This window comes from Dyadobacter sp. (genome assembly GCF_039919315.1).
Lineage (GTDB): Bacteria > Bacteroidota > Bacteroidia > Cytophagales > Spirosomataceae > Dyadobacter.
The window spans coordinates 99,894-119,406 of the sequence record NZ_JBDSFX010000057.1; the positions used below are offsets into that span (position 1 = coordinate 99,894).

Below are 19,513 nucleotides of genomic sequence, written 5' to 3' on the forward strand. Positions count from 1 at the left end.
CGAATGAGCATTCAGTACATTTTAGAGATCATTGGAACCTTTGCTTTTGCGATTTCCGGCGCGCTTGCCGTGAAAGATCAAAAGCATCAGGATTGGTTTGGTGCCAGTTTTACCGCATTCATCTCTTCAATTGGCGGTGGTACATTGAGGGATATTTTGCTCGACAGTTACCCATTAGTCTGGATCAGCGACATTACCATCATGTATGCCATTATGGCTGGCATTTTGGTCACATTCGTTTTTTATAAATACCTGTTACGCCTTCGCAAGACATTATTCCTTTTCGACACTTTCGGTATCGCGCTTTTTACGATCGTAGGAACCGAAAAGGCATTGCATTTGGGTGTCAGACCTGAAATAGCAGTGATTATGGGTGTTTTTACTGCTACAATGGGCGGGGTGATCCGCGATGTGATGACGAATGAAATCCCCATCATTTACCGCAAGGAAGTGTATGCAACGGCATGTTTTGCAGGAGCATGCAGTTATTTATTGTTGGACAAATTGGGAGCAGGGCGTAATGTCGCTTTTATTTCTGCATCGCTCGTCATCATCGTCATCAGGATCCTGGCCGTCCGCAACGGATGGAGCGTTCCCAGATTTTTTAGGTAAAAAAATGCCGTCCGGGATGTAACATTGCATCATCCCGGTCCGGCAAACGATTATTTCTTTTTCTTCTTGCCTTTTACTGTCGACACAACTTCTTTCACGGGCGTCGCTTTGGATTTCATATCCGCCAATCCTTTTTCGATTTGACCTTTGTAAAAAGATGCAAATGCGCCGTCTCCCGAGGTCGCACCGACCGTTAATGCCTTTTGGGCAACTGGAATCGCTTCATTTACTTTGCCTAGTTTGCTAAGTATCTGTGCTTTGATCCACAAATTTGAGAATGACTCTTTCAATCCGATCGCTTTGTCAGCCAGGCTTAATGCTACCTGCAAATCCTTGCCTTTGGACAACAAATAACCCGCAGTGCTTTGTAAAACAGCCACGTCTTCCGGTTTTTCTGCAACCGCTTTGTTCAATGCATTCATTGTCAGGCTTTCCGTACTAACCGCCAAGGGAACGGGGATATTGACAGACGACCATGCGATGTTCAGGTAGGCAGTGCTATCAGTCACCGGCTCAATTTCGATCTTGAATGCTTCGTTGAACTGATTTGAAGTGGGTACTACCATAATCTTGGCCAAATCGTCGGATTCTTTGTAGCCCTCTGCTCCCTGCTCATAATTTTTATTCAATATCACAGTCCACGCAGCGCCTGAAGGAATGCTGAATAATGCATACTTACCAGCTGGTACTTTTCTGCCGCCGAATGAAAACTCGGTACTTGCCTCGAATGTCGTTGCCGCATTGGCACCGGTGCGCCAGATCTTGTTGTAAGGAGCTAATGTTGAGCTGTCGGCAAAGACTTTACGTCCTTTGATGAATGGCCGGGAATATTTGACTGTAAAATCAGTGACACCAATAGTCTGCATAACCCCAGCGCCCGGACTAGCTTGCGGCGTGCGCTGGCCCATGGATTGGGTTACCAGCAATGCGGCGATGGAAACAGATAACAGATACTTTTTCATTTTGAATAAGGTGGTTTATTTCTTGAAGTATTAAACTTGTGGTGAAATTAGAATGAAAAAATTACATAGCCTACATGAAAAGAAACAGTTTGCTTTCCCTGCTCAACTCCTATCAGCCCGAAACCGGTAACGAGAAAGAAATGTGGCAGGATACCATCAATTTTGTAAAAGAAAACCCGGATTGTTTCGAAAGGAGTTTGCTGAAAGGCCACATTACCGCGTCGGGCTGGGTGCTGTCATCCGACAAAAGTGCAGTTTTGCTGATGCACCATAGTAAGCTTGATAAATGGTTTCAGCCGGGCGGACATTGTGACGGTGATCCGGAAGTGGAACAAGTGGCAAGGAAAGAGGTTTTCGAAGAGACAGGTGTAGAAGATTTACAATTGTTGAAAGCCGGTATCTACGATGTGGACGTACATTTGATCCCCGAGCGAAAAGAAATCCCCGAGCACTACCACTACGATATTCGCTTTGTATTCGCTGCCGGAAGTGATCAGTCGATCACGATGAACAGCGAGTCCAAAGATGTAAAATGGATACCTTTAACCGAAGTACAAAATCTGCACGATTCTGAATCGATCATGCGAATGGTACGGAAGGTCAGCGCTTTATAAATTTCAATGTCCTTTCCTGGCTGGCGACTTTAATGTTGATCAGGTACAAGCCCGACGGAATATCACCGGTCGATATCTTGTGGTTGCCGGTCAGCCTCGACTGTGATGCATTCAACGTTTTTCCATTGGCACCGAGCAAAGTCAGTTCCGCATTTTTACCTATTAATGTGGAAGGAATAGTCAATATAACCTCACTTTGAACAGGGTTAGGCGCCAGGACGATTGATTTTAACAGTTCATTTTCAGTACCTAGGGGTGTGAATTCTGTGGCAATGATTTCTTCTGCTTTGGTCGCGCTCGGTACGCCGTACCCGAGTAGATTATCAGGTGCGGAAGCCTGGCTCCCTGATTTTTTCAATACATAAATGATCTGCTGAGCTGTCAGCTCTGGATGCGCCTGCCATAATATTGCGGACAAACCGGCAATGAGCGGGGAGGAAAAAGAAGTGCCGCTTCCTGCGGAAACACTGCCGGAATTATTCCCGACAATGGTACCGGCACCCACCGCTGCCACATCGGGTTTTTGAACGCCAGCTGCATTAGGTCCCACTGAACTCAATGATGCGTAGGAGCGGTCGTAGTTGCTGGCACCGATTGTGAATACGGAGTCAACGTCGGCCGGAGCGCCGATGAAATGCCAGCTTTTGTTCCCGTCATTACCAGCCGAATTGGTGACCAATATTCCGGTACGGGTTGCAAAACGTGCTGCACGGCTCACAATTGTGGTTTTGCCGTCCATATCTGCATAAGTATGATTGTAAGCATCAGTATCGAATTCTTCCTCAAAAGTGGTGTAACCCAATGAAGAATTAATGATATCCACACCCAGGCTGTCGGCGCGTTCTGCGGCCAGCAGCCAGGTTATTTCCTCATAGGGAGACTCTGCCAGGTCATTTTCAGTCCGATATAGCGCAAAAGAGGCTTTAAATGCCGCTCCTATCATGACACCAGGCTGGTTTGCCGCAATGGTGGATAGCACGGACAAACCATGGGAGCCGTCGCCATAAACTTCACCGTCGCGTGCAACAAAATCATGCGTGTCGATGATCCTGTTTTCATCTTTTAAATGTTTCAGGAACGGTACTGCATTGCCATTGCTGAACCCATTATCCAGCACGGCAATGAGCATATTCTCGCCATGAAATCCCTTTTTATGCAGTTCCGGTACCTCCATAAGTGCCAGTTGTGCATTCATGTTGCCATAGTTAAGATCCTCGGTAGCCTCGATTTTTTCCCTAACAGCAGCGACGCGCTCTATACCGGGCGTTTTGGAAGTAAGATTAGCGACTGGCAAATTCAGTTCTATACCTTTGTAGAAAGCGAGTTTTTTGATAGCTGCAAGCTGTTCCGCCGAGGCTTCTACTAATGTACCATTGAACCAGCGGGAGGAGTAAATGATCTTCGCCCCGGTTTGCTTTACAGCTGCTATATAGTCAGGATTGACGGGAAGATCCTGCGTTTTGACTGAAATGTTCTGGCGGGTTCTCCGGGTTACCGAACGTTCGGATAGAAAAGCAGTCGGCTTATCAATGGAAAATGGCGAATTGGCTTTGTCCTTATATAAAACGAGGTATCTGGGATTGCTTTGGGCCAGACAAAAAGGTTGCGCCGCCAACGTGAAGATGATGAAGTATAATAAAGATCTGATCATTGTTTTTCGAATTTTTGAATGATAATCGTTTCCCTCGACCCCGAATTGATAACTCCTTTTCCAAGGCAGTCAGGTGTATAGCAATATTGTAAGTTGATCCGCTCCCGCAGTATGAGACCAACGTTCTGCGCATATATTTCTATATACTTATTTTTGGACAAAAGTGTGGAATCATCTTGCCTGACGATGGTGACGGTATTCGGGAAATACAATGCGCCACACCGATAGGGTTTTCCAAAGTCTTTTACCTTACAAAGGCGCTTGCCTGCCTGGTTATACGCATTGACGTCCCAGGACATTCCGTCATAAACAGGAGATGTTATTTTAATGACAGGCTGGCCAGTTTCCTGTGCAAATGTCTGAGAAATTGTTTGCCATGTTACCGACGCAGAGTCCGGGTACCAGCGTTGATCGGGTTCCTGATGATCGTAGGATAGGGGAAATGTGGGCTGTCCATTGGCTTGACCGAAGGATTTACCTGTTCTCTGGCGAATGTAATAGTGCTTCGAACTAACCTGTCCGTCGGTTGCGAACCTGGTTTTTTCTATATTAAATTCCAGTTGCTGGCCTGATTCGAGCGGGAAATAATCGTTTCCTGATCTGTTAACGGGTTGGTCAGGGCCGGAGCAGGAAGTAATGATGAAATGTACAAAGAGGCATAGGGTGTGTTTTTTCGATAGCATGTGTTTTCATAGTGTGTTAGGCAACTTTTTCGCCGGGTATTTTCCGGCCACCCAAATGCGGGCATTCCAGTAGTTTATTAATGCCCGGGTAAGGTACGATCGTTTTCAGGTAACCGTAATTATCAGCCAGCGGAATGGTACTGTTATTGTCTCCCCTGGAAATATCAACATCATTCATGCCAAACTGACAAGGATGTTCATAACCGCAGGCATGCGTAATTTCAATGATTTCCTTGGCCATGGTAGTCATATAATTACTGAAACGCTCGCTTTTAAGAGCCGGATCAATGCCCGCTTCCAGCCATTTATTATTCGTAGCGATACCAGTAGGGCAGCGATTGGTGTGACACGACTGCGCCTGAATGCAGCCAATAGACATCATGGCTTCCCTCGCAACATTGATAATATCTGCACCCATTGAAAACGCCATGACCGCCTGTGCTGGCAATCCTAGTTTTCCTGACGCGATGAATGTGATCTTGTCGTTGAGATTTCTTTTTTGAAAAATCTTGTAAACGGTACTGAATGCAAACACCAATGGCAGCGATACGTGGTCTGCAAATGAAGGCGGTGCAGCCCCGGTACCACCTTCACCACCATCGATGGTGATAAAATCAGGGCCTTTGCCGGTTTCGACCATTAAGTCAGCCAACTCTTCCCACATATCCGTTTTACCTACTGCTGATTTTATGCCGATCGGCAGTCCGGTAGTTTCGGCCATTTGTTCAATGAAATCGATCATGCCGCGTACATCTGAGAATGCGCTATGGTAGGGCGGCGATACAATGTCCACGCCCATGGGTACCTGGCGTATCTCTGCGATTTCGGCGGTGATTTTACTGGCTGGCAATACGCCACCTTTTCCGGGCTTGGCTCCCTGGGAAAGTTTCAGTTCGATCATCCTCACGCTTGGATTGTTCTGCGTCATTTTCACCAGCTTCTCCATCATGAAGTTTCCCTCCGGATCGCGCACGCCGAAATAGGAAGTTCCCATATTGAAAACGACGTCCGCGCCGAACTTGTGGTAAGGCGACAATCCGCCTTCGCCGGTATTATGATAGTTGCCAAACTGGTAGGAACCTTTGTTCAGCGATTCAATGGCACGGGAAGATAGCGAACCGAAACTCATTGCGCTCACATTCACAACAGAACGTGGACGGTAAGGTCGCCTGCGGTGATGGTATAAGCCTATGACTTTGGCCGAAGGAATGGTGTAATGATGCGGATCATTACCGTTTCTGACGTGATGATTATGTGTAGAATCCAGCCTGAACGGCAGCATTGCAGGTTTGATCAGCACATAGCCGGGCTCCTGCATATTTTGGTCCGTACCAAATCCCTGGTAATTGTTTTCTTTTTTGGAAGAAGCATAAATCCACGAACGCTGCCGACGATTGAAAGGAAGTTCTTCGCGGTTATTAGCAACAATGTACTGACGAATTTCGGGGCCGATCTTTTCGATCATGTACCGGAAATGCCCGACGAGCGGAAAGTTGTGCTGAATCGTATGCTTCCGTTGCAAAATGTCCCGGAGCGCAATAAACGCTAACACGAGGATGATATAAACCCAAACTGGCACAGATGCTAAAAACGACAACACATTCTCCATAAAGTCAGCGGCTTACATTTCTTCCCAGGATGTAACTTTTGCAAGGTCTTTCCAGTACCCCGGATAAGATTTTACGACTACCCCAGGCTCTTCAATGATGATAGGGCTCACCATACCCGCCGGTGCGAAGGCCATCGCCATCCGGTGATCGTCATAGGTATGAATGGACGGAGGCGTTGTCAATACGGCATCTTTATTGACCGAAACCTCGTATAAATGGTCCTTTTCAATTTCTTTAAGCCCTGCACCCAGTTTTTTAAGTTCTTCCTGCAAAGCAAAAATCCGATCAGTCTCTTTAATTTTCAAACTTTCAACACCTGTCATGGAAAGACGGATATTTTTCACGGCGCAGCAAACTGCTACGGTTTGTGCAAGGTCAGGACAGTCGGTGAAATCCCAGCCAATAGACGGAGCGGCGGGGATTTTGGTTAATAATACGCCACCATCGGTGAATACACTTTCCACACCCAGATGCCTCATGATATCCACAATGGCACTGTCGCCTTGCAATGAGTCTTTTTTCAAACCCAACAATTCTACCTCAGCTTCTTCGGCCAATGCAACAATGCTATACCAGTAGCTCGCACCCGACCAGTCGGATTCAATGGCGTAGGGCTTAGGCTGGTATTTCAGAGGTGGTACATGTATGGTATTGGTCTCCCAGTCAGCTTTGTAGTCGATACCGAAGTACGCCATCTGGTTCAATGTCATTTCGATATAAGGCTTTGAACCTACTTCACCTTCCAGTTTAATGTTAATCCCGCCAGGTAATTCGGGAGCGATCAATAGCAATGCAGAAATGTATTGGCTGCTGACGTCACCGCGCATTGTAATTTCATTGGTACCTGAATAATTAAACCCGTTCAGCTTCAATGGTGGGTAACCCTGTTCTTTTTCGTATGTAATGTCTGCACCCAGTACGCGCAATGCATCCACAAGGATCCCTATCGGGCGCTCGCACATGCGGGGCGTTCCGGTCATGGTTTTGGACTGATTGGTAACAGCAAAATACGCAGTCAGAAATCGCATAGTGGTTCCTGCATCAATCACGTCCGCAATGTGATCGCCGGAGCCGAGCAAACGCTGCATGGTCTGCGAGTCGCGTGCTTCCGAAATGTTGGAAAGCTCAGATTTAAAACCGGTAAGGGCATTAATGATCAAAGCACGGTTACATTCACTTTTGGAAGCTGCTAGTTGGATGACGGCCTTTATAGGTTGCTTTGGGGGATTGACGAGAATGGATTTCACTTTTAAAAATTCAGAATTAAAACTAAGATTTCAATAGGTTTCAAGCACCTTTAACTTATTCCTGCCATTGATTTTTAGCGAAGAAAAGGTAAGCTTATAGCAAACATAACCGGCTGCCATGAGAGCGCCGCCTACTACCAGGGAAGAAGTGTCGGTGGTATATCTTTTATTATCAACACCCTTGTTAAAAAAGTCGGCGCCAATGTATATTAGTCCGGCCAGCGGTAAAATCGGCGCTAATTGTGAAATGAAAGGAATACGTTTCGAAACCTTCATCAACCGCACATCTTTTAGCAAAATCTCCTGATAATCCATTCGCCCGATAGCCTCGTTGATCACCGCAATACTGAAAGAAGAGTCGGTCACACTGGCGACCGTCTCATTAAAGCGGATCGTTTCATTATGCATCCTGAACTTAATATTATCTCCCGGGAAAAAGCGGTAACGATGAAAACCTCCGATGACAGGAGAGGCGTCAAGTACCAGGTATTTCTGGCCTGGCGTGGCTATAACTCGGTTGGTATTGCCTTGTTTTAGAAAAAGTTCTTCGCTGGTAAGGGCTTTTTTGGGGTCATAATGATCCTGAGACCAGGCCTGCGAATTCCCTAGCAGGAGCAAAAGGACAATTGGAAGTAGTTGTCTCATATATTAAAAAGAATGGTTCAAATATAGGGAATCATTCTTTTAAACGGGCAAAAGTGTTGCAATGTTGCTTCTTAAAAAAGCATTAAATTTCCTCCTCCTCAGGGGTTTCTTCTTTTGAAACTTTGACGGAAACACCACCAGACACCAGCATTTTCATCACGTCTGTCGACTTCGCATCAAGCAGTGTTACGTGTTCAGTTGGCACGATAAACAATTCACCTGACAAGGAGTAAGAGAGTGGCATATAAACCGCGACATGATCCGCAATTTTGAGATGACTCAGGTCAGTTTGTGTAATAAAACCGATCTTTTTAATGTCAGTGTCCTTGTACATCGTCACCAGTACAGGCTGATTGAATTTCTTTTTATCGCCGACAAAAGCGAGGATCAGGTCTTTAATAGAGTAGTAAATCAGGCTTACCAGCGGAAGCCTCCGCATGATTCTTTCCGTGAATTTGAAGAAAGACTGCGGAACAATGGTCGAAAATAAAAAGCCAAGCAGAACAATCCCGAATATAATGATCAGCACGCCGAGTCCTGGCAAATACACGGACTGCTCGTTAGAAATGGGAATGTCGATCGGGATAATGTTGTCCAGAAACTCAACGCCGGTCCAGATGATGAGCGCTGTGGCATAGAGCGGAGCCACCAGCACAAGTCCCCGGATGAAGTAATTGATAATCCTTTTAAAGAAGAAGTTTTTTATTTCCATTGAATAGGTCGCCTGTGATGTGGCAGGCTGATTTGCAGAACGGTTGCTTTTTATTTTGCGGGTAATGAATGGCCGGACTGCGCACAAGGCCGGTGTTAAAATTCAGATCATCCTGGTGAATTATTGGACGATGCCAATTGAATTAGGATATTTGCAAAAATCCGGGTTTTAAAAGCCTCACTTTTACAATGCCCGGTAAAAATAAAAAGAAGTTCATTCATTTAACGTATATGTATCAGGCCAGTTATTTAAAACATTTTACCGAAGCGGTTTTTCTTGCGATAGGATGTTCACCCGAAGAGGCCCGGCTGGCTTCGGAAGTACTAGTAAGCGCTGATTTGCGGGGAGTTGATTCGCACGGGATCGCCCGTTTGGCTGGTTATGTACGTTTATACGATCACGGGAGGCTTAATCCTAATCCGGAGGTAAAGGTTGTGTATGAAACGCCTAGTACGGCTGTGGTGGATGGTGACCGTGGGCTCGGGCTGGTAGTAGCGCCCAGAGCAATGGAAATTGCGATGGAGAAAGCTGAAAAAGTGGGTTCTGGCTGGGTGTCTGTGCGCAATTCCAACCACTTTGGCATTGCGGGTTATCATGCGATGCTGGCGTTGGAAAAAGATATGATCGGCTGGACGATGACTAATGCAGCTCCGCTGGTAACGCCGACTTTTTCTTTGGATAAATTATTGGGTACCAATCCGATAGCAGTTGCTGTTCCGGCGAATGAAGAGCCGGCTTTTGTAGCTGATTTTGCGTCAACGGCAGTCGCTTATGGTAAATTTGAAATCTTGCAGCGTAAAGGCTTGCCCGCTCCGCTCGGTTGGGCGCAGGATGCCGAAGGTAACCCTACTACGGATGCCAATGCCGTGAAAAGTGGGGGAGGACTATTGCCGCTGGGATCGGACCGCGAGCATGGAAGCCACAAAGGTTATGGGCTGGGTGCAATTGTGGATATTTTTTCAGGAGTGCTTTCGGGTGCTAACTTTGGCCCGTGGGTACCGCCATTTGCTACCGCAGGGTTCATGACAGCCCAGCAAGGTGTTGGCTTGGGTACCGGCCATTTCCTGGGTGCCATGCGCGTGGACGGCTTCCGGCCTGCGGAAGAATTTAAGAACGATATGGATAAATGGATCCGTGCATTCAGAGGAGCACGGGCTGTGGAAGGACAGAAAGTGATCATCCCTGGCGATCCTGAGCGCGAAATGGAGGCTGAAAGAAGTGTAAGTGGAATTACTTTGCTAGAACCTGTCGTTCTATCTCTTGCTGAACTTGCAGCACGCTTTAGCATACCATTTGAGAAGAATATTTAAGGAAAACAATCAAAATAAGAAGCTAAAAGCTAATCGCTAACAGCTAAAAGCCAAAAAATATGTCGCGTAATTTCAAAGTAGGGTTGTTCGTTACCATCGCAATTCTGACAACAACATTCTCATTTTATTTCTGGCAGATCTTCAAAACGCCTAATCTCCAAGCTGATACTGAGAGCAGTTTTGTACTGCTGATACCGGAAGGTGCAACTTATAAAACGGTTTTGGACACGTTGAATAAACACGATGTGATCAATGATCATATTTCCTTTCAGTTTTTGGCCAAATTTTTGAAATACACTGAAAAAGTAAAACCCGGGCGGTATGTGATCAAGCCTAAAACCAATAATTATGCGGCGCTCAAAAAGTTGATATCGGGCGATCAGGATGCTGTAAAACTGACATTCAATAATATCAGACTGAAAGAGGATCTGATCAAGCGCATTGGAAGCCGTTTTGAGTTTGGCGAGGAGAATTTCAGAAAAGCATTGGACAGCCCTGAAGTGTGTAGCAAGTACGGTTTGGACACACTCACGATCGTCTCCATGTTCCTGCCGAACACTTACGACATTTTCTGGACTACTGGTACCGAGAAATTCCTCGACCGGATGCATAGTGAATATAAAAAGTACTGGAGTGACGAAAAGGTGGCCAAAGCGAAAGCGATCGGACTGACGCCGGTCCAGGTATCCATTCTCGCATCGATCGTCGAAGAAGAGCAGGCCAAGAAAGTGGACGAGCGTGCGAGAGTAGCAGGACTGTATATCAATCGTTTGAATGCGCAAATGCCTTTGCAGGCTGATCCTACGATTAAATTTGCTTTGCAGGACTTTGCAATCAAACGGATATTGAACGGGCATCTTCTAACCAAATCTCCGTACAATACTTATATCAATACCGGCCTGCCTCCTGGCCCGATCCGTGTAGCTGACTTCAATTCGCTGGATGCGGTACTCAACTACGACAAGCACGATTACATTTATATGTGTGCCAAAGCGGACTTTTCGGGTTACCACGCTTTTGCCACAAACTATACCGATCACCTCGCCAATGCCCGTTTGTACCAGGCAGAGTTGAACCGGCGTAAAATCATGAAATAATCATGTTTAGCTACGAAGTGAAGGGGGTTAGGGTGCGATATGCAGATACTGACCAAATGGGATACGTGTATTACGGAAATTATGCCCGGTACTACGAAATAGGTAGGGTTGAGGCATTGCGGAGTCTCGATTTTCATTACAAAGTGATGGAGGACGAGGGAGTCATGATGCCCGTTTACGAAAATAGGTCGCGGTACCTGAAACCTGCCCGGTATGATGATGAACTAAGCATCCGAGTAACGTTGCATGAAATGCCAGGTATAAGAGTCGTTTTTCATTACGAGATCCGTAACCAGAACGACGTGCTGCTGAATACCGGCGAAACGACATTGGTTTTTCAGCGTCGCGACAATGGGAAGTTGTGTGTGGCGCCGGAAAAATTGCTTAACAAGCTGAAACCGTATTTTGAAATCAAGGAGTAACCCAACAGGACACACTATGCTTGAAAAACTGTTGAAAAACCGCCATATCAAGCGACTTATCATTTGGCTACAGCAAACGATGCTGCTCAAAGGGACAGTTTCCCTGTATGATGTTCTGGTCAATCTGGTAAAAAGTAACCGGAAATATGATATCGATCAGCGGGCATCGGCGGTGGCTTACAGTCTTACATTGGCATTATTTCCAGCCATTATCTTCCTTTTTACGCTCATTCCCTACATCCCGATCGAGCATCTGGATATGCAGATCATGGAGTTGCTGCGGGAGAATATTCCTAGAGGAATTTATGACGATGCCGATCAAACGATCATTGATATTGTAAGCAGACCACGGAAAGGCGTATTGTCCCTCGGTTTTATATTTGCGATGATCGCTTCTACCAACGGAATGATGTCGTTGATGCGCTCTTTTGACATGGTTTATGAGGATCAGGAAACACGTGGATTTCTAAAAATCCGCGGCATTGCGATTTTACTGACATTGCTCCTGCTAGTTGTCCTTTTTCTTTCAGTTATTCTTCTGATCGTGGGGGACGCCGTCATGAACCTGGTCAACGACTGGCACATTTTCAAGGACAATTGGCTGATTAACCTGCTGAATATTACCCGCTATGTAGTCAGTTTCGGGTCATTAATGCTGACCATTTCAATCATTTACCGATTTGCGCCGTCTCATGGTCGGCAGCTTGCTTTTGTTAATGCTGGTTCCATGGTCGCCTCTGTTTTAATACTTGCAGCGACGTACGGATTTTCATTTTATTTGTCAAGATTCAGCTCATACAACAAGCTTTACGGATCCATTGGTACGATGATCGCCCTCATGATCTGGCTTTATCTGCTCGCTTTTGTAATCATACTTGGCTTCGAAATCAATGCCAGCATTATCGCTGCAACCAGGATCAAGAAAGTAGCTAAGGGGTAACTTGCCGCTAAATAACTATCTCAGTAACTTCATTTTATTGTTCCTAGCTTTGTGCTTTGAGGCGTATAAATAATAACAAACGCCTTCGTGAGATTGGAATTCGCATTACTGCGTGTTGAAATGAAAGCATTGGAAAAGCCATTGGTTACCGTGATCCTGACCACTTATAATCAGGAAAAATACATAGAGGAAACACTCACTTCAGTATTTTATCAGACATATCCCTACATTCAGCTCATTGTTGTCGACAATGCCAGCACCGATCGTACGCTAGCGGTTATTGAACGTTTTAAAGCATCAGCTCCTGCGTTTCAGATCATCCGAAACAAGACTAATGACGGTTTGTGCAAGGCGTTTAATCAAGGGCTTAGCATTGCCAACGGCAAATACATGATCGACCTCTCCGGAGACGATATCATGATGGCCGACCGGATCGAAAAGCAGGTTGAGACTTTTGAAAAACTACCGGACGAATTTGCTGTGGTATTCTCAAATGCAATCTACATTGATCAAAAAGGTTCTCGGCTCCACAATCACTACGCGGTGGATGCGCGTGAAAAAACACTTATTCCAGTTCCTTCGGGGGATGTTTACAAAAATATCCTGGAAAAATATTTCATTTGTACGCCCACTATGATGATGAGGACAGCGGCCCTTAATCAAATGGGTGGCTACGATGAAAGTTTAATGTTCGAGGATTTCGATTTCTGGATCCGTTCTTCTGTTCTCTTCAAATACTATTACCTCGATGAGATTCTTACCCAAAAAAGAATCCATCCTTCTTCACTCTCCACCAAAGTTTATCAAAAAGGCAGCGGTATACTGGCTTCTTATTATGCCGTCTGCAACAAGGCGTACGATCTCAATCGTGACCAGCAGGAATTTGATCTTTTAGCAGCGCGAATCCGTACATTTATCAGGAAATGTCTGTATGCCCAGGAGTTCGAGCTGGCGATCCGTTTTCGCAGATTGCTGAACTATATCGAGAACCCCGGATGGCAGACAGAGGTGATCGTTTTTATGTGCAGGCTGCATCTTCCGCTGAATTTTGCTTACCGGTTTTACATCAAAAATTTAAAAAAAGCGTTAACTCAGGAAGGATTTAGCTTTTAGAATTGTTATTTCAAAAAGTTATTTAGTTCCTATGCCCGCTGAGTTCATTAAAATTTACCCGCAAAACCCTGATGAGAGAAGAATTCGTCAGGTAGTTGATTGTCTGAAAAACGGTGGTTTGGTGATTTATCCTACTGACACGGTTTATGGCTTGGGCTGCGACATTTACAATTCGCGAGCTGTTGAAAAAATAGCCCGGATAAAAGGAATTAAGCCTCAAAAAAATGACTTTTCCTTCATTTGCTACGACCTGAGCCACATTTCTGATTATGCGAGAGTAGGTAACGCTGCATTCAAGATCATGAAGAGAGTTTTGCCAGGTCCCTATACTTTTATTTTGGAAGCAACAAGCAATGTGCCCAAACTGCTTAACACCAATAAAAAGACAGTAGGTATCCGTGTGCCAGGCAACCTTATTCCTCGGTTGATCGTAAAAGAATTAGGTAATCCTATCGTTACTACGTCGATCAGGGATGATGACGAAATTGTCGAGTATTCGACTGATCCTGAGCTTATTTATGAGAAATTTCAGCATCAGGTCGACATGGTCATCGACGGTGGGTTCGGTGGTAATGTTGCCTCAACGATTGTGAAGGCCGACACAGATAATTTTGAAATAATCAGGGAAGGGTTAGGTGACATTAGCGTTTTTTTATGAGACGAAAATTGTAATGATCTAAGTTGGTTTTGAACAATGCTGACCACAGAAAATAATTATTATAAATTTTTTGATAATATCATAAGGCTTTACCATATTTGATAGTGCCAGAATTAGTGAATATTAATGGTCAGTCCGGTGAAGTAAGGATTGAATTGCAGTATATGCCCTGTTTGGAGTATTTTACATGTTTATTGCAGTACGGCCGGATTTATATTGATGTGGATGAGCGGTATGTGAAGCAGACTTATAGAAACCGGTGCAGCGTGCTTACTGCGAATAAGATTGACACATTAACGGTACCTGTAAAAGGATACGACGCAGCCAGCCCCACAAAAGACATATTGATTGATTACAACCAGGATTGGACGAGGCGTCACTTGGGTTGTTTGAAATCCGCCTACGGAAAATCTCCGTTCTACGAATTTTATGCACCCGAATTCATCCGGATATACGAAAAGAAATTACCTTATCTGGTAGATCTGAATTATGAATTATTGACAATTTGTCTTAGATTGGTAGGTATAAAGAAAGATTTAAGGTACAATTTGTCAGGTGAGTTGGAAGGCAAAATTGACGTTGTAAATGATATGTCGCTTATTAACAACAAGAAAAGCCAGAATTCTAATAAATATTACCAGTCAGTACCTTATTACCAGACCTTCGGGAATGATTTTGTGAGTAACCTAAGTATTGTCGATTTACTTTTTAATATGGGGCCCGAAGCAAAGAGTGTTTTGTCAAGATCCTGTAAGTCTCAATAGAGCTATTTTGAACAAACAAGGATCAAGTAGCGTTTAGAATTTTAAAACACTTTTTATTGCTACACAATGGAAGCAAAATTTTCGAATAGAGTGAAAGAAGTAATCTCGATGAGCCGGGAAGAGGCCCTCCGTCTCGGACATGATTACATTGGTGCGGAACACTTGTTACTTGGAATGATCCGTGAGGGTGATGGAGTGGCGATTGGCTTACTTAAAAAACTAGGCGTATCCCTGGACGATGTTCGTCAGACGATCGAACAGGCTACCAAAGGTGCCGCCACCAATAATGTTAAAAATTTACAAAATATACCGCTGACCAGGCAGTCGGAAAAAGTTTTGAAAATTACTTATCTGGAAGCAAAAATATTCAAAAGTACCCTTATCGGTACTGAGCATTTGCTCCTTTCCATATTGCGGGATGAAGACAATGTTGGCACCCAGATACTTCATAAATTTAATGTTAACTACGAAGTCATCAAAGAAATGTTAGAATATCAATCATCAGGATCCAGACCCCATATGGGACCGGAGACCGAAGACGGAGATGATGAAGCAAGAGGTGGCATGTTTGGAGGGGGAAGTGGCTCCGCATCAGGAAAAGAATCAAAAGGCGCTGAGAAGTCTCGCACGCCAGTATTGGATAATTTTGGCCGGGATTTGACCAAAATGGCCGAGGTCGGCAAGCTTGACCCAATCGTAGGACGTGAAAAAGAAATTGAGCGTGTTGCCCAGATCCTTAGCCGTCGTAAGAAAAACAATCCTATTTTGATCGGTGAGCCAGGTGTTGGTAAAACTGCTATCGCAGAAGGCCTTGCCCTGAGAATCGTGCAGAAAAAAGTGTCCCGCGTTCTTTTTGGAAAGCGTGTCGTAACACTAGACTTAGCTTCATTAGTTGCCGGAACAAAATACCGTGGACAGTTTGAAGAGAGAATGAAAGCCGTGATGAACGAGCTGGAAAAATCTCCCGACGTCATTTTATTCATAGACGAGCTTCATACGATCGTAGGCGCCGGTGGGGCTTCCGGATCACTGGATGCTTCCAACATGTTTAAACCAGCATTGTCTCGCGGAGAGATTCAATGTATCGGTGCTACTACATTGGACGAATATCGCCAGTACATCGAGAAGGACGGAGCATTAGCACGTCGTTTCCAAATGGTAATGGTGGATGCAACTTCCATTGAAGAAACCATTCAGATTCTTGAAAACATCAAGGATAAATATGAAGAGCATCACCATGTAAACTATACTGCCGAGTCAATTAGTACCGCGGTGAAATTGTCTGAACGTTACATTACAGATCGTTTCCTTCCCGATAAAGCGATCGACGTATTGGATGAGGTAGGAGCGAGGGTTCACATCAGCAACATTACTGTTCCTGAAGACATTCTGGTTTTGGAGGAACAAATCGAGAATATCAAGCAGGAAAAGAACAGGGTTGTAAAAAGCCAGAAATACGAAGAAGCAGCGCAGCTGAGAGATCGTGAGAAGAAATTGATCGATCAGCTTGACCGTGCTAAACTGGCGTGGGAAGAAGAAACTAAGCAAAAACGTTACACCGTTACTGAACATAATGTTGCTGAGGTAGTTGCGATGATGACGGGGATACCCGTTACCAACGTGTCCATGGACGAAGGCAAGAAATTGCTGAACATGGCCGACGAGCTGAAAGCGAAGGTAATCGGTCAGGATCCGCCTATCGAGAAGTTGACCAAAGCCATTCAGCGGACCAGGGTTGGGCTGAAAGATCCTAAAAAACCAATTGGCTCATTCATATTCCTTGGACCAACCGGTGTAGGTAAAACGGAACTTGCTAAGGTGTTATCTACTTATCTGTTTGATAAAGAGGATTCATTGGTTCGGATCGATATGAGCGAGTACATGGAGAAATTCAGCGTATCTCGTTTGGTAGGAGCCCCTCCGGGATATGTCGGTTACGAAGAAGGTGGTCAGTTGACTGAAAAAATTCGTCGTAAACCATACAGCGTGGTGCTTTTGGATGAAATCGAAAAAGCGCACCCGGATGTTTTCAATATCCTGTTGCAGGTTTTGGACGACGGTATCCTGACGGACGGCTTAGGTCGCAGGGTCGATTTCAGAAATACGATCATCATCATGACATCTAACATTGGTGCACGTGATTTGAAAGATTTCGGATCTGGGATCGGTTTCTCTACCAAAGCGAAAAATGAAAATCAGGACGATATTATGAAAGGCACCATTCAAAGTGCGCTTCGTAAAGCATTCTCTCCTGAATTCCTGAACCGTTTGGATGACGTGATTGTGTTCAACTCGCTACAACGTGAAGATTTGCACAGAATCATCGATATATCCCTCGGTAAGCTGTTCAACCGTGTGAAAGGATTAGGATACGAAATAGAATTGACCGTACCTGCGAAAGATTTCCTTTCTGAAAAAGGATACGATCCACAATACGGAGCTCGTCCATTAAACCGGGCGATCCAGAAATACCTGGAAGATCCCGTAGCTGAGGAAATACTAAAAGGTGATTTGCGTGAAGGCGATGTCCTCGTTGCGAATCATGAAGAGAACAGTGAACAATTGGTGATCAGTGTTCGTAAAAAAGAAGAAGAATTGGCCAATTAATAGGCTAATCTTTTAAAGGTAGCAATGCTTGAAGAGGCGGGTCATTTGATCTGCCTCTTTTTTGTTAACATTCGTTGGCAAGAAATGAATACACTTTTTACTAAATAGTCGTTATGATTTAGTTTATATTTAGCCCAAGAAAATTATTATATCAAATGGGGATAAAATTCAGGAATGCCAAGATTTTTACGATTCTAAGCTTTCTTTTAGGCTTTAATAATTTACAAGCTCAGAAACTTTCCTCCGGTCCGCAAGTCCTTACTTTTTACTCTGATGCTGACGATACAGAACAGCCATATGGACTTTATCTTCCCAAGAATTTTGATGAAAACAAGAAATATCCGTTGGTAATCATGCTCCACGGAGCTGGTTCAAATCACCGGCTTGCATTGAAACGTGTTTTTGGTAAAAGCAATGCTGAAGGCGAAACGGATGTGGAAGCGAGTCGGTATTTTCAGCAGTGGGACGACGTCGATTTTATCGTTGCATCGCCATATGCGAGAGGCACAGCCGGGTACCAGGGCATTCCGGAGGAGGACGTTTATGGTGTTCTGGATGATGTTAAGAAACGTTTCAAAATTGATGAGAACAAGACGTATCTAACCGGCTTGTCAATGGGCGGTGGAGGAACGCTTTGGATTGGTCTCACGCGTCCTGATATTTGGGCTGCCATTGCACCGGTGTGCCCTGCACCTCCGGAGGGAACATTTGATCTCGCTTCTAATGCATTGAATTTTCCGGTACACTTTTTTCATGGCGATGCAGATCCGGTTGTTCCCGTTGACGGAACGCGAAAATGGGTGCAGCATTTGCAGGATATTGGCGTTGAAGTAAGTTACAAGGAATTTGTGGATGTGAAGCACGACAGCTGGGTAAGTGCTTATGACAACGAGTTTATATTTGAATGGTTCGGTCATGCGGAGCGAAATCCTTATCCGGACCGTGTCAAATTTGTAAGTAAGCAGTACAAATACAACAAGGCGTTCTGGGTGCGGTTTGATAAGATGACCCCAGGAAGTCTGGCTGAAATAGATGCTAATCTGAACAAGCCGAATGCTGCGACCATTACTACGAAAAACCTTGCAGCTTTTACGGTTAACTTGAAAGGGCATCCGAAATTTAATGCTGCTTCTAATATCACTTTTACCATTGATGGAAAAGCGGTGACTGCAAAAACCGACAGTTCTCTGTCTTTTGTCAAGAATAACAATGTTTGGGCTGTCGCCAGTAACCCTATTGCAACTGGGTTGGTGAAGAAAAAAGGAGCAGAGGGGCCCATTTATGATGCATTCTCAACGCGCCATGTGTATGTGTACGGCACGGCTGATAATCCATCGCCAGAGGAACTTAATAGGCGTTTGGACATTGCAAATTTGGCTGCCGACTGGTCGCATTACCGCGGGCCATTCCTGGGGCGGATAATGTTTTTCCCAAGAGTTGTTTCAGATAAAGAAGTTCGTCCGAGCGATATTGAAAGTAGTAACCTTATCCTTTTTGGTACCAAAGAAACCAATGCTGTGATTGCGAAGTATGCGGATAAGCTGCCGTTACACATGAATCCGGCGGATAAGGCGCATGGATTGTTTTACATTTTTCCTGTCGAGAAGCACTATGTGGCTGTGAATTCAGGTTTGCCATGGTGGAGTGGGGCGGAGGACAAAGGTTTCCCGTTTGTCTCGGTTATGCACCGTAAACTTCCCGAATTCAAGGACATTTTGTTATTTAAGGATTCGTCAACCAATGTCATTGTAGATGGGAATTTCTCAGAAAATTGGAAGATCACTGAGGATGTGAAAACTAAACTTTCCGGATCAGGAGCCATTACAATTACCAAATAATAATAACCAACCCCAAATTTTTATACAA

The 19,513-nt window shown here is 44.8% G+C and carries 18 protein-coding genes; 11 read left to right on the forward strand and 7 right to left on the reverse strand.

Features of this window, described 5'->3' with window-relative positions; all coding sequences use genetic code 11:
- Positions 1 to 3 precede the first annotated feature (3 nt).
- Positions 4 to 612 (forward strand): trimeric intracellular cation channel family protein, encoded by a 609-nt coding sequence (locus ABIO93_RS16400; protein WP_348069542.1) that lies wholly within the window; start codon positions 4 to 6, stop codon positions 610 to 612.
- A 50-nt stretch (positions 613 to 662) separates the two neighbouring features.
- Here the strand turns inward: ABIO93_RS16400 and ABIO93_RS16405 are convergent, their stop codons facing one another.
- Positions 663 to 1,574 (reverse strand): DUF2911 domain-containing protein, encoded by a 912-nt coding sequence (locus ABIO93_RS16405; protein ID WP_348069544.1) that lies wholly within the window; start codon positions 1,572 to 1,574, stop codon positions 663 to 665.
- A gap of 74 nt (positions 1,575 to 1,648) precedes the next feature.
- Here ABIO93_RS16405 and ABIO93_RS16410 point away from each other — a divergent pair, with 74 nt between their 5' ends.
- Positions 1,649 to 2,188: an NUDIX hydrolase gene (locus ABIO93_RS16410; protein ID WP_348069546.1), complete on the forward strand. Its 540-nt coding sequence runs from the start codon at positions 1,649 to 1,651 to the stop codon at positions 2,186 to 2,188.
- Here the strand turns inward: ABIO93_RS16410 and ABIO93_RS16415 are convergent.
- The 6 genes from ABIO93_RS16415 to ABIO93_RS16440 all read right to left on the reverse strand — a co-directional run bounded on the left by ABIO93_RS16415 (position 2,175) and on the right by ABIO93_RS16440 (position 8,736).
- Complete coding sequence (locus ABIO93_RS16415; protein ID WP_348069548.1) at positions 2,175 to 3,839, reverse strand: S8 family peptidase; 1,665 nt, start codon at positions 3,837 to 3,839, stop codon at positions 2,175 to 2,177. The two genes, ABIO93_RS16410 and ABIO93_RS16415, sit on opposite strands and share 14 nt — an antisense overlap.
- Positions 3,836 to 4,522, reverse strand: a complete 687-nt coding sequence (locus ABIO93_RS16420; protein WP_348069550.1) for a hypothetical protein — start codon at positions 4,520 to 4,522, stop codon at positions 3,836 to 3,838. The genes ABIO93_RS16415 and ABIO93_RS16420 overlap by 4 nt, the downstream gene beginning before the upstream one ends.
- A 16-nt stretch (positions 4,523 to 4,538) precedes the next feature.
- On the reverse strand, positions 4,539 to 6,131 hold the full coding sequence (locus ABIO93_RS16425; protein ID WP_348069552.1) for an FMN-binding glutamate synthase family protein: 1,593 nt from the start codon (positions 6,129 to 6,131) through the stop codon (positions 4,539 to 4,541).
- Positions 6,132 to 6,143: 12 nt separating this feature from the next.
- Positions 6,144 to 7,379, reverse strand: coding sequence for a 3-phosphoshikimate 1-carboxyvinyltransferase (locus ABIO93_RS16430; RefSeq protein WP_348069553.1), 1,236 nt, complete (start codon positions 7,377 to 7,379; stop codon positions 6,144 to 6,146).
- Between the two features lie 30 nt (positions 7,380 to 7,409).
- Positions 7,410 to 8,024, reverse strand: coding sequence for a hypothetical protein (locus tag ABIO93_RS16435; RefSeq protein ID WP_348069555.1), 615 nt, complete (start codon positions 8,022 to 8,024; stop codon positions 7,410 to 7,412).
- Between the two features lie 82 nt (positions 8,025 to 8,106).
- A complete protein-coding gene (locus ABIO93_RS16440) occupies positions 8,107 to 8,736 on the reverse strand; it encodes a DUF502 domain-containing protein (protein WP_348069557.1) in 630 nt (209 codons plus the stop codon).
- A gap of 230 nt (positions 8,737 to 8,966) precedes the next feature.
- Here ABIO93_RS16440 and ABIO93_RS16445 point away from each other — a divergent pair, with 230 nt between their 5' ends.
- The 9 genes from ABIO93_RS16445 to ABIO93_RS16485 all read left to right on the forward strand — a co-directional run bounded on the left by ABIO93_RS16445 (position 8,967) and on the right by ABIO93_RS16485 (position 19,485).
- Positions 8,967 to 10,046 carry an Ldh family oxidoreductase gene (locus tag ABIO93_RS16445; RefSeq protein WP_348069741.1) on the forward strand — a complete coding sequence of 360 codons (1,080 nt, stop codon included), beginning with the start codon at positions 8,967 to 8,969 and terminating at the stop codon, positions 10,044 to 10,046.
- Between the two features lie 59 nt (positions 10,047 to 10,105).
- The gene (gene mltG / locus ABIO93_RS16450) at positions 10,106 to 11,143 is read left to right on the forward strand and encodes an endolytic transglycosylase MltG (RefSeq protein ID WP_348069559.1); all 1,038 of its coding nucleotides are present in this window, start codon (positions 10,106 to 10,108) and stop codon (positions 11,141 to 11,143) included.
- A gap of 2 nt (positions 11,144 to 11,145) precedes the next feature.
- A complete protein-coding gene (locus ABIO93_RS16455; RefSeq protein ID WP_348069561.1) occupies positions 11,146 to 11,565 on the forward strand; it encodes a thioesterase family protein in 420 nt (139 codons plus the stop codon).
- A 16-nt stretch (positions 11,566 to 11,581) separates the two neighbouring features.
- Entirely contained in the window at positions 11,582 to 12,505 is a 924-nt protein-coding gene (locus tag ABIO93_RS16460; RefSeq protein WP_348069563.1) for a YihY/virulence factor BrkB family protein, read from the forward strand.
- Between the two features lie 87 nt (positions 12,506 to 12,592).
- Positions 12,593 to 13,618 (forward strand): glycosyltransferase, encoded by a 1,026-nt coding sequence (locus tag ABIO93_RS16465; protein WP_348069565.1) that lies wholly within the window; start codon positions 12,593 to 12,595, stop codon positions 13,616 to 13,618.
- A 31-nt stretch (positions 13,619 to 13,649) separates the two neighbouring features.
- Positions 13,650 to 14,276, forward strand: coding sequence for an L-threonylcarbamoyladenylate synthase (locus tag ABIO93_RS16470; RefSeq protein WP_348069567.1), 627 nt, complete (start codon positions 13,650 to 13,652; stop codon positions 14,274 to 14,276).
- A 104-nt stretch (positions 14,277 to 14,380) separates the two neighbouring features.
- Positions 14,381 to 15,040, forward strand: a complete 660-nt coding sequence (locus ABIO93_RS16475; RefSeq protein ID WP_348069569.1) for a WbqC family protein — start codon at positions 14,381 to 14,383, stop codon at positions 15,038 to 15,040.
- A gap of 66 nt (positions 15,041 to 15,106) precedes the next feature.
- On the forward strand, positions 15,107 to 17,647 hold the full coding sequence (locus ABIO93_RS16480) for an ATP-dependent Clp protease ATP-binding subunit (protein ID WP_348069571.1): 2,541 nt from the start codon (positions 15,107 to 15,109) through the stop codon (positions 17,645 to 17,647).
- Positions 17,648 to 17,802: 155 nt separating this feature from the next.
- Positions 17,803 to 19,485: an alpha/beta hydrolase-fold protein gene (locus ABIO93_RS16485; protein WP_348069572.1), complete on the forward strand. Its 1,683-nt coding sequence runs from the start codon at positions 17,803 to 17,805 to the stop codon at positions 19,483 to 19,485.
- Positions 19,486 to 19,513 lie beyond the last annotated feature (28 nt).

What these genes read in the sequence shown, in the direction of transcription:
- ABIO93_RS16400 (WP_348069542.1), top strand. Translation starts at nt 4, where the DNA reads ATGAGCATTCAGTACATTTTAGAGATCATTGGAACCTTTGCTTTTGCG.
- ABIO93_RS16405 (WP_348069544.1), bottom strand. Translation starts at nt 1,574, where the DNA reads ATGAAAAAGTATCTGTTATCTGTTTCCATCGCCGCATTGCTGGTAACC.
- ABIO93_RS16410 (WP_348069546.1), top strand. Translation starts at nt 1,649, where the DNA reads ATGAAAAGAAACAGTTTGCTTTCCCTGCTCAACTCCTATCAGCCCGAA.
- ABIO93_RS16415 (WP_348069548.1), bottom strand. Translation starts at nt 3,839, where the DNA reads ATGATCAGATCTTTATTATACTTCATCATCTTCACGTTGGCGGCGCAA.
- ABIO93_RS16420 (WP_348069550.1), bottom strand. Translation starts at nt 4,522, where the DNA reads ATGCTATCGAAAAAACACACCCTATGCCTCTTTGTACATTTCATCATT.
- ABIO93_RS16425 (WP_348069552.1), bottom strand. Translation starts at nt 6,131, where the DNA reads ATGGAGAATGTGTTGTCGTTTTTAGCATCTGTGCCAGTTTGGGTTTAT.
- ABIO93_RS16435 (WP_348069555.1), bottom strand. Translation starts at nt 8,024, where the DNA reads ATGAGACAACTACTTCCAATTGTCCTTTTGCTCCTGCTAGGGAATTCG.
- ABIO93_RS16440 (WP_348069557.1), bottom strand. Translation starts at nt 8,736, where the DNA reads ATGGAAATAAAAAACTTCTTCTTTAAAAGGATTATCAATTACTTCATC.
- ABIO93_RS16445 (WP_348069741.1), top strand. Translation starts at nt 8,967, where the DNA reads ATGTATCAGGCCAGTTATTTAAAACATTTTACCGAAGCGGTTTTTCTT.
- mltG (WP_348069559.1), top strand. Translation starts at nt 10,106, where the DNA reads ATGTCGCGTAATTTCAAAGTAGGGTTGTTCGTTACCATCGCAATTCTG.
- ABIO93_RS16455 (WP_348069561.1), top strand. Translation starts at nt 11,146, where the DNA reads ATGTTTAGCTACGAAGTGAAGGGGGTTAGGGTGCGATATGCAGATACT.
- ABIO93_RS16460 (WP_348069563.1), top strand. Translation starts at nt 11,582, where the DNA reads ATGCTTGAAAAACTGTTGAAAAACCGCCATATCAAGCGACTTATCATT.
- ABIO93_RS16470 (WP_348069567.1), top strand. Translation starts at nt 13,650, where the DNA reads ATGCCCGCTGAGTTCATTAAAATTTACCCGCAAAACCCTGATGAGAGA.
- ABIO93_RS16480 (WP_348069571.1), top strand. Translation starts at nt 15,107, where the DNA reads ATGGAAGCAAAATTTTCGAATAGAGTGAAAGAAGTAATCTCGATGAGC.
- ABIO93_RS16485 (WP_348069572.1), top strand. Translation starts at nt 17,803, where the DNA reads ATGGGGATAAAATTCAGGAATGCCAAGATTTTTACGATTCTAAGCTTT.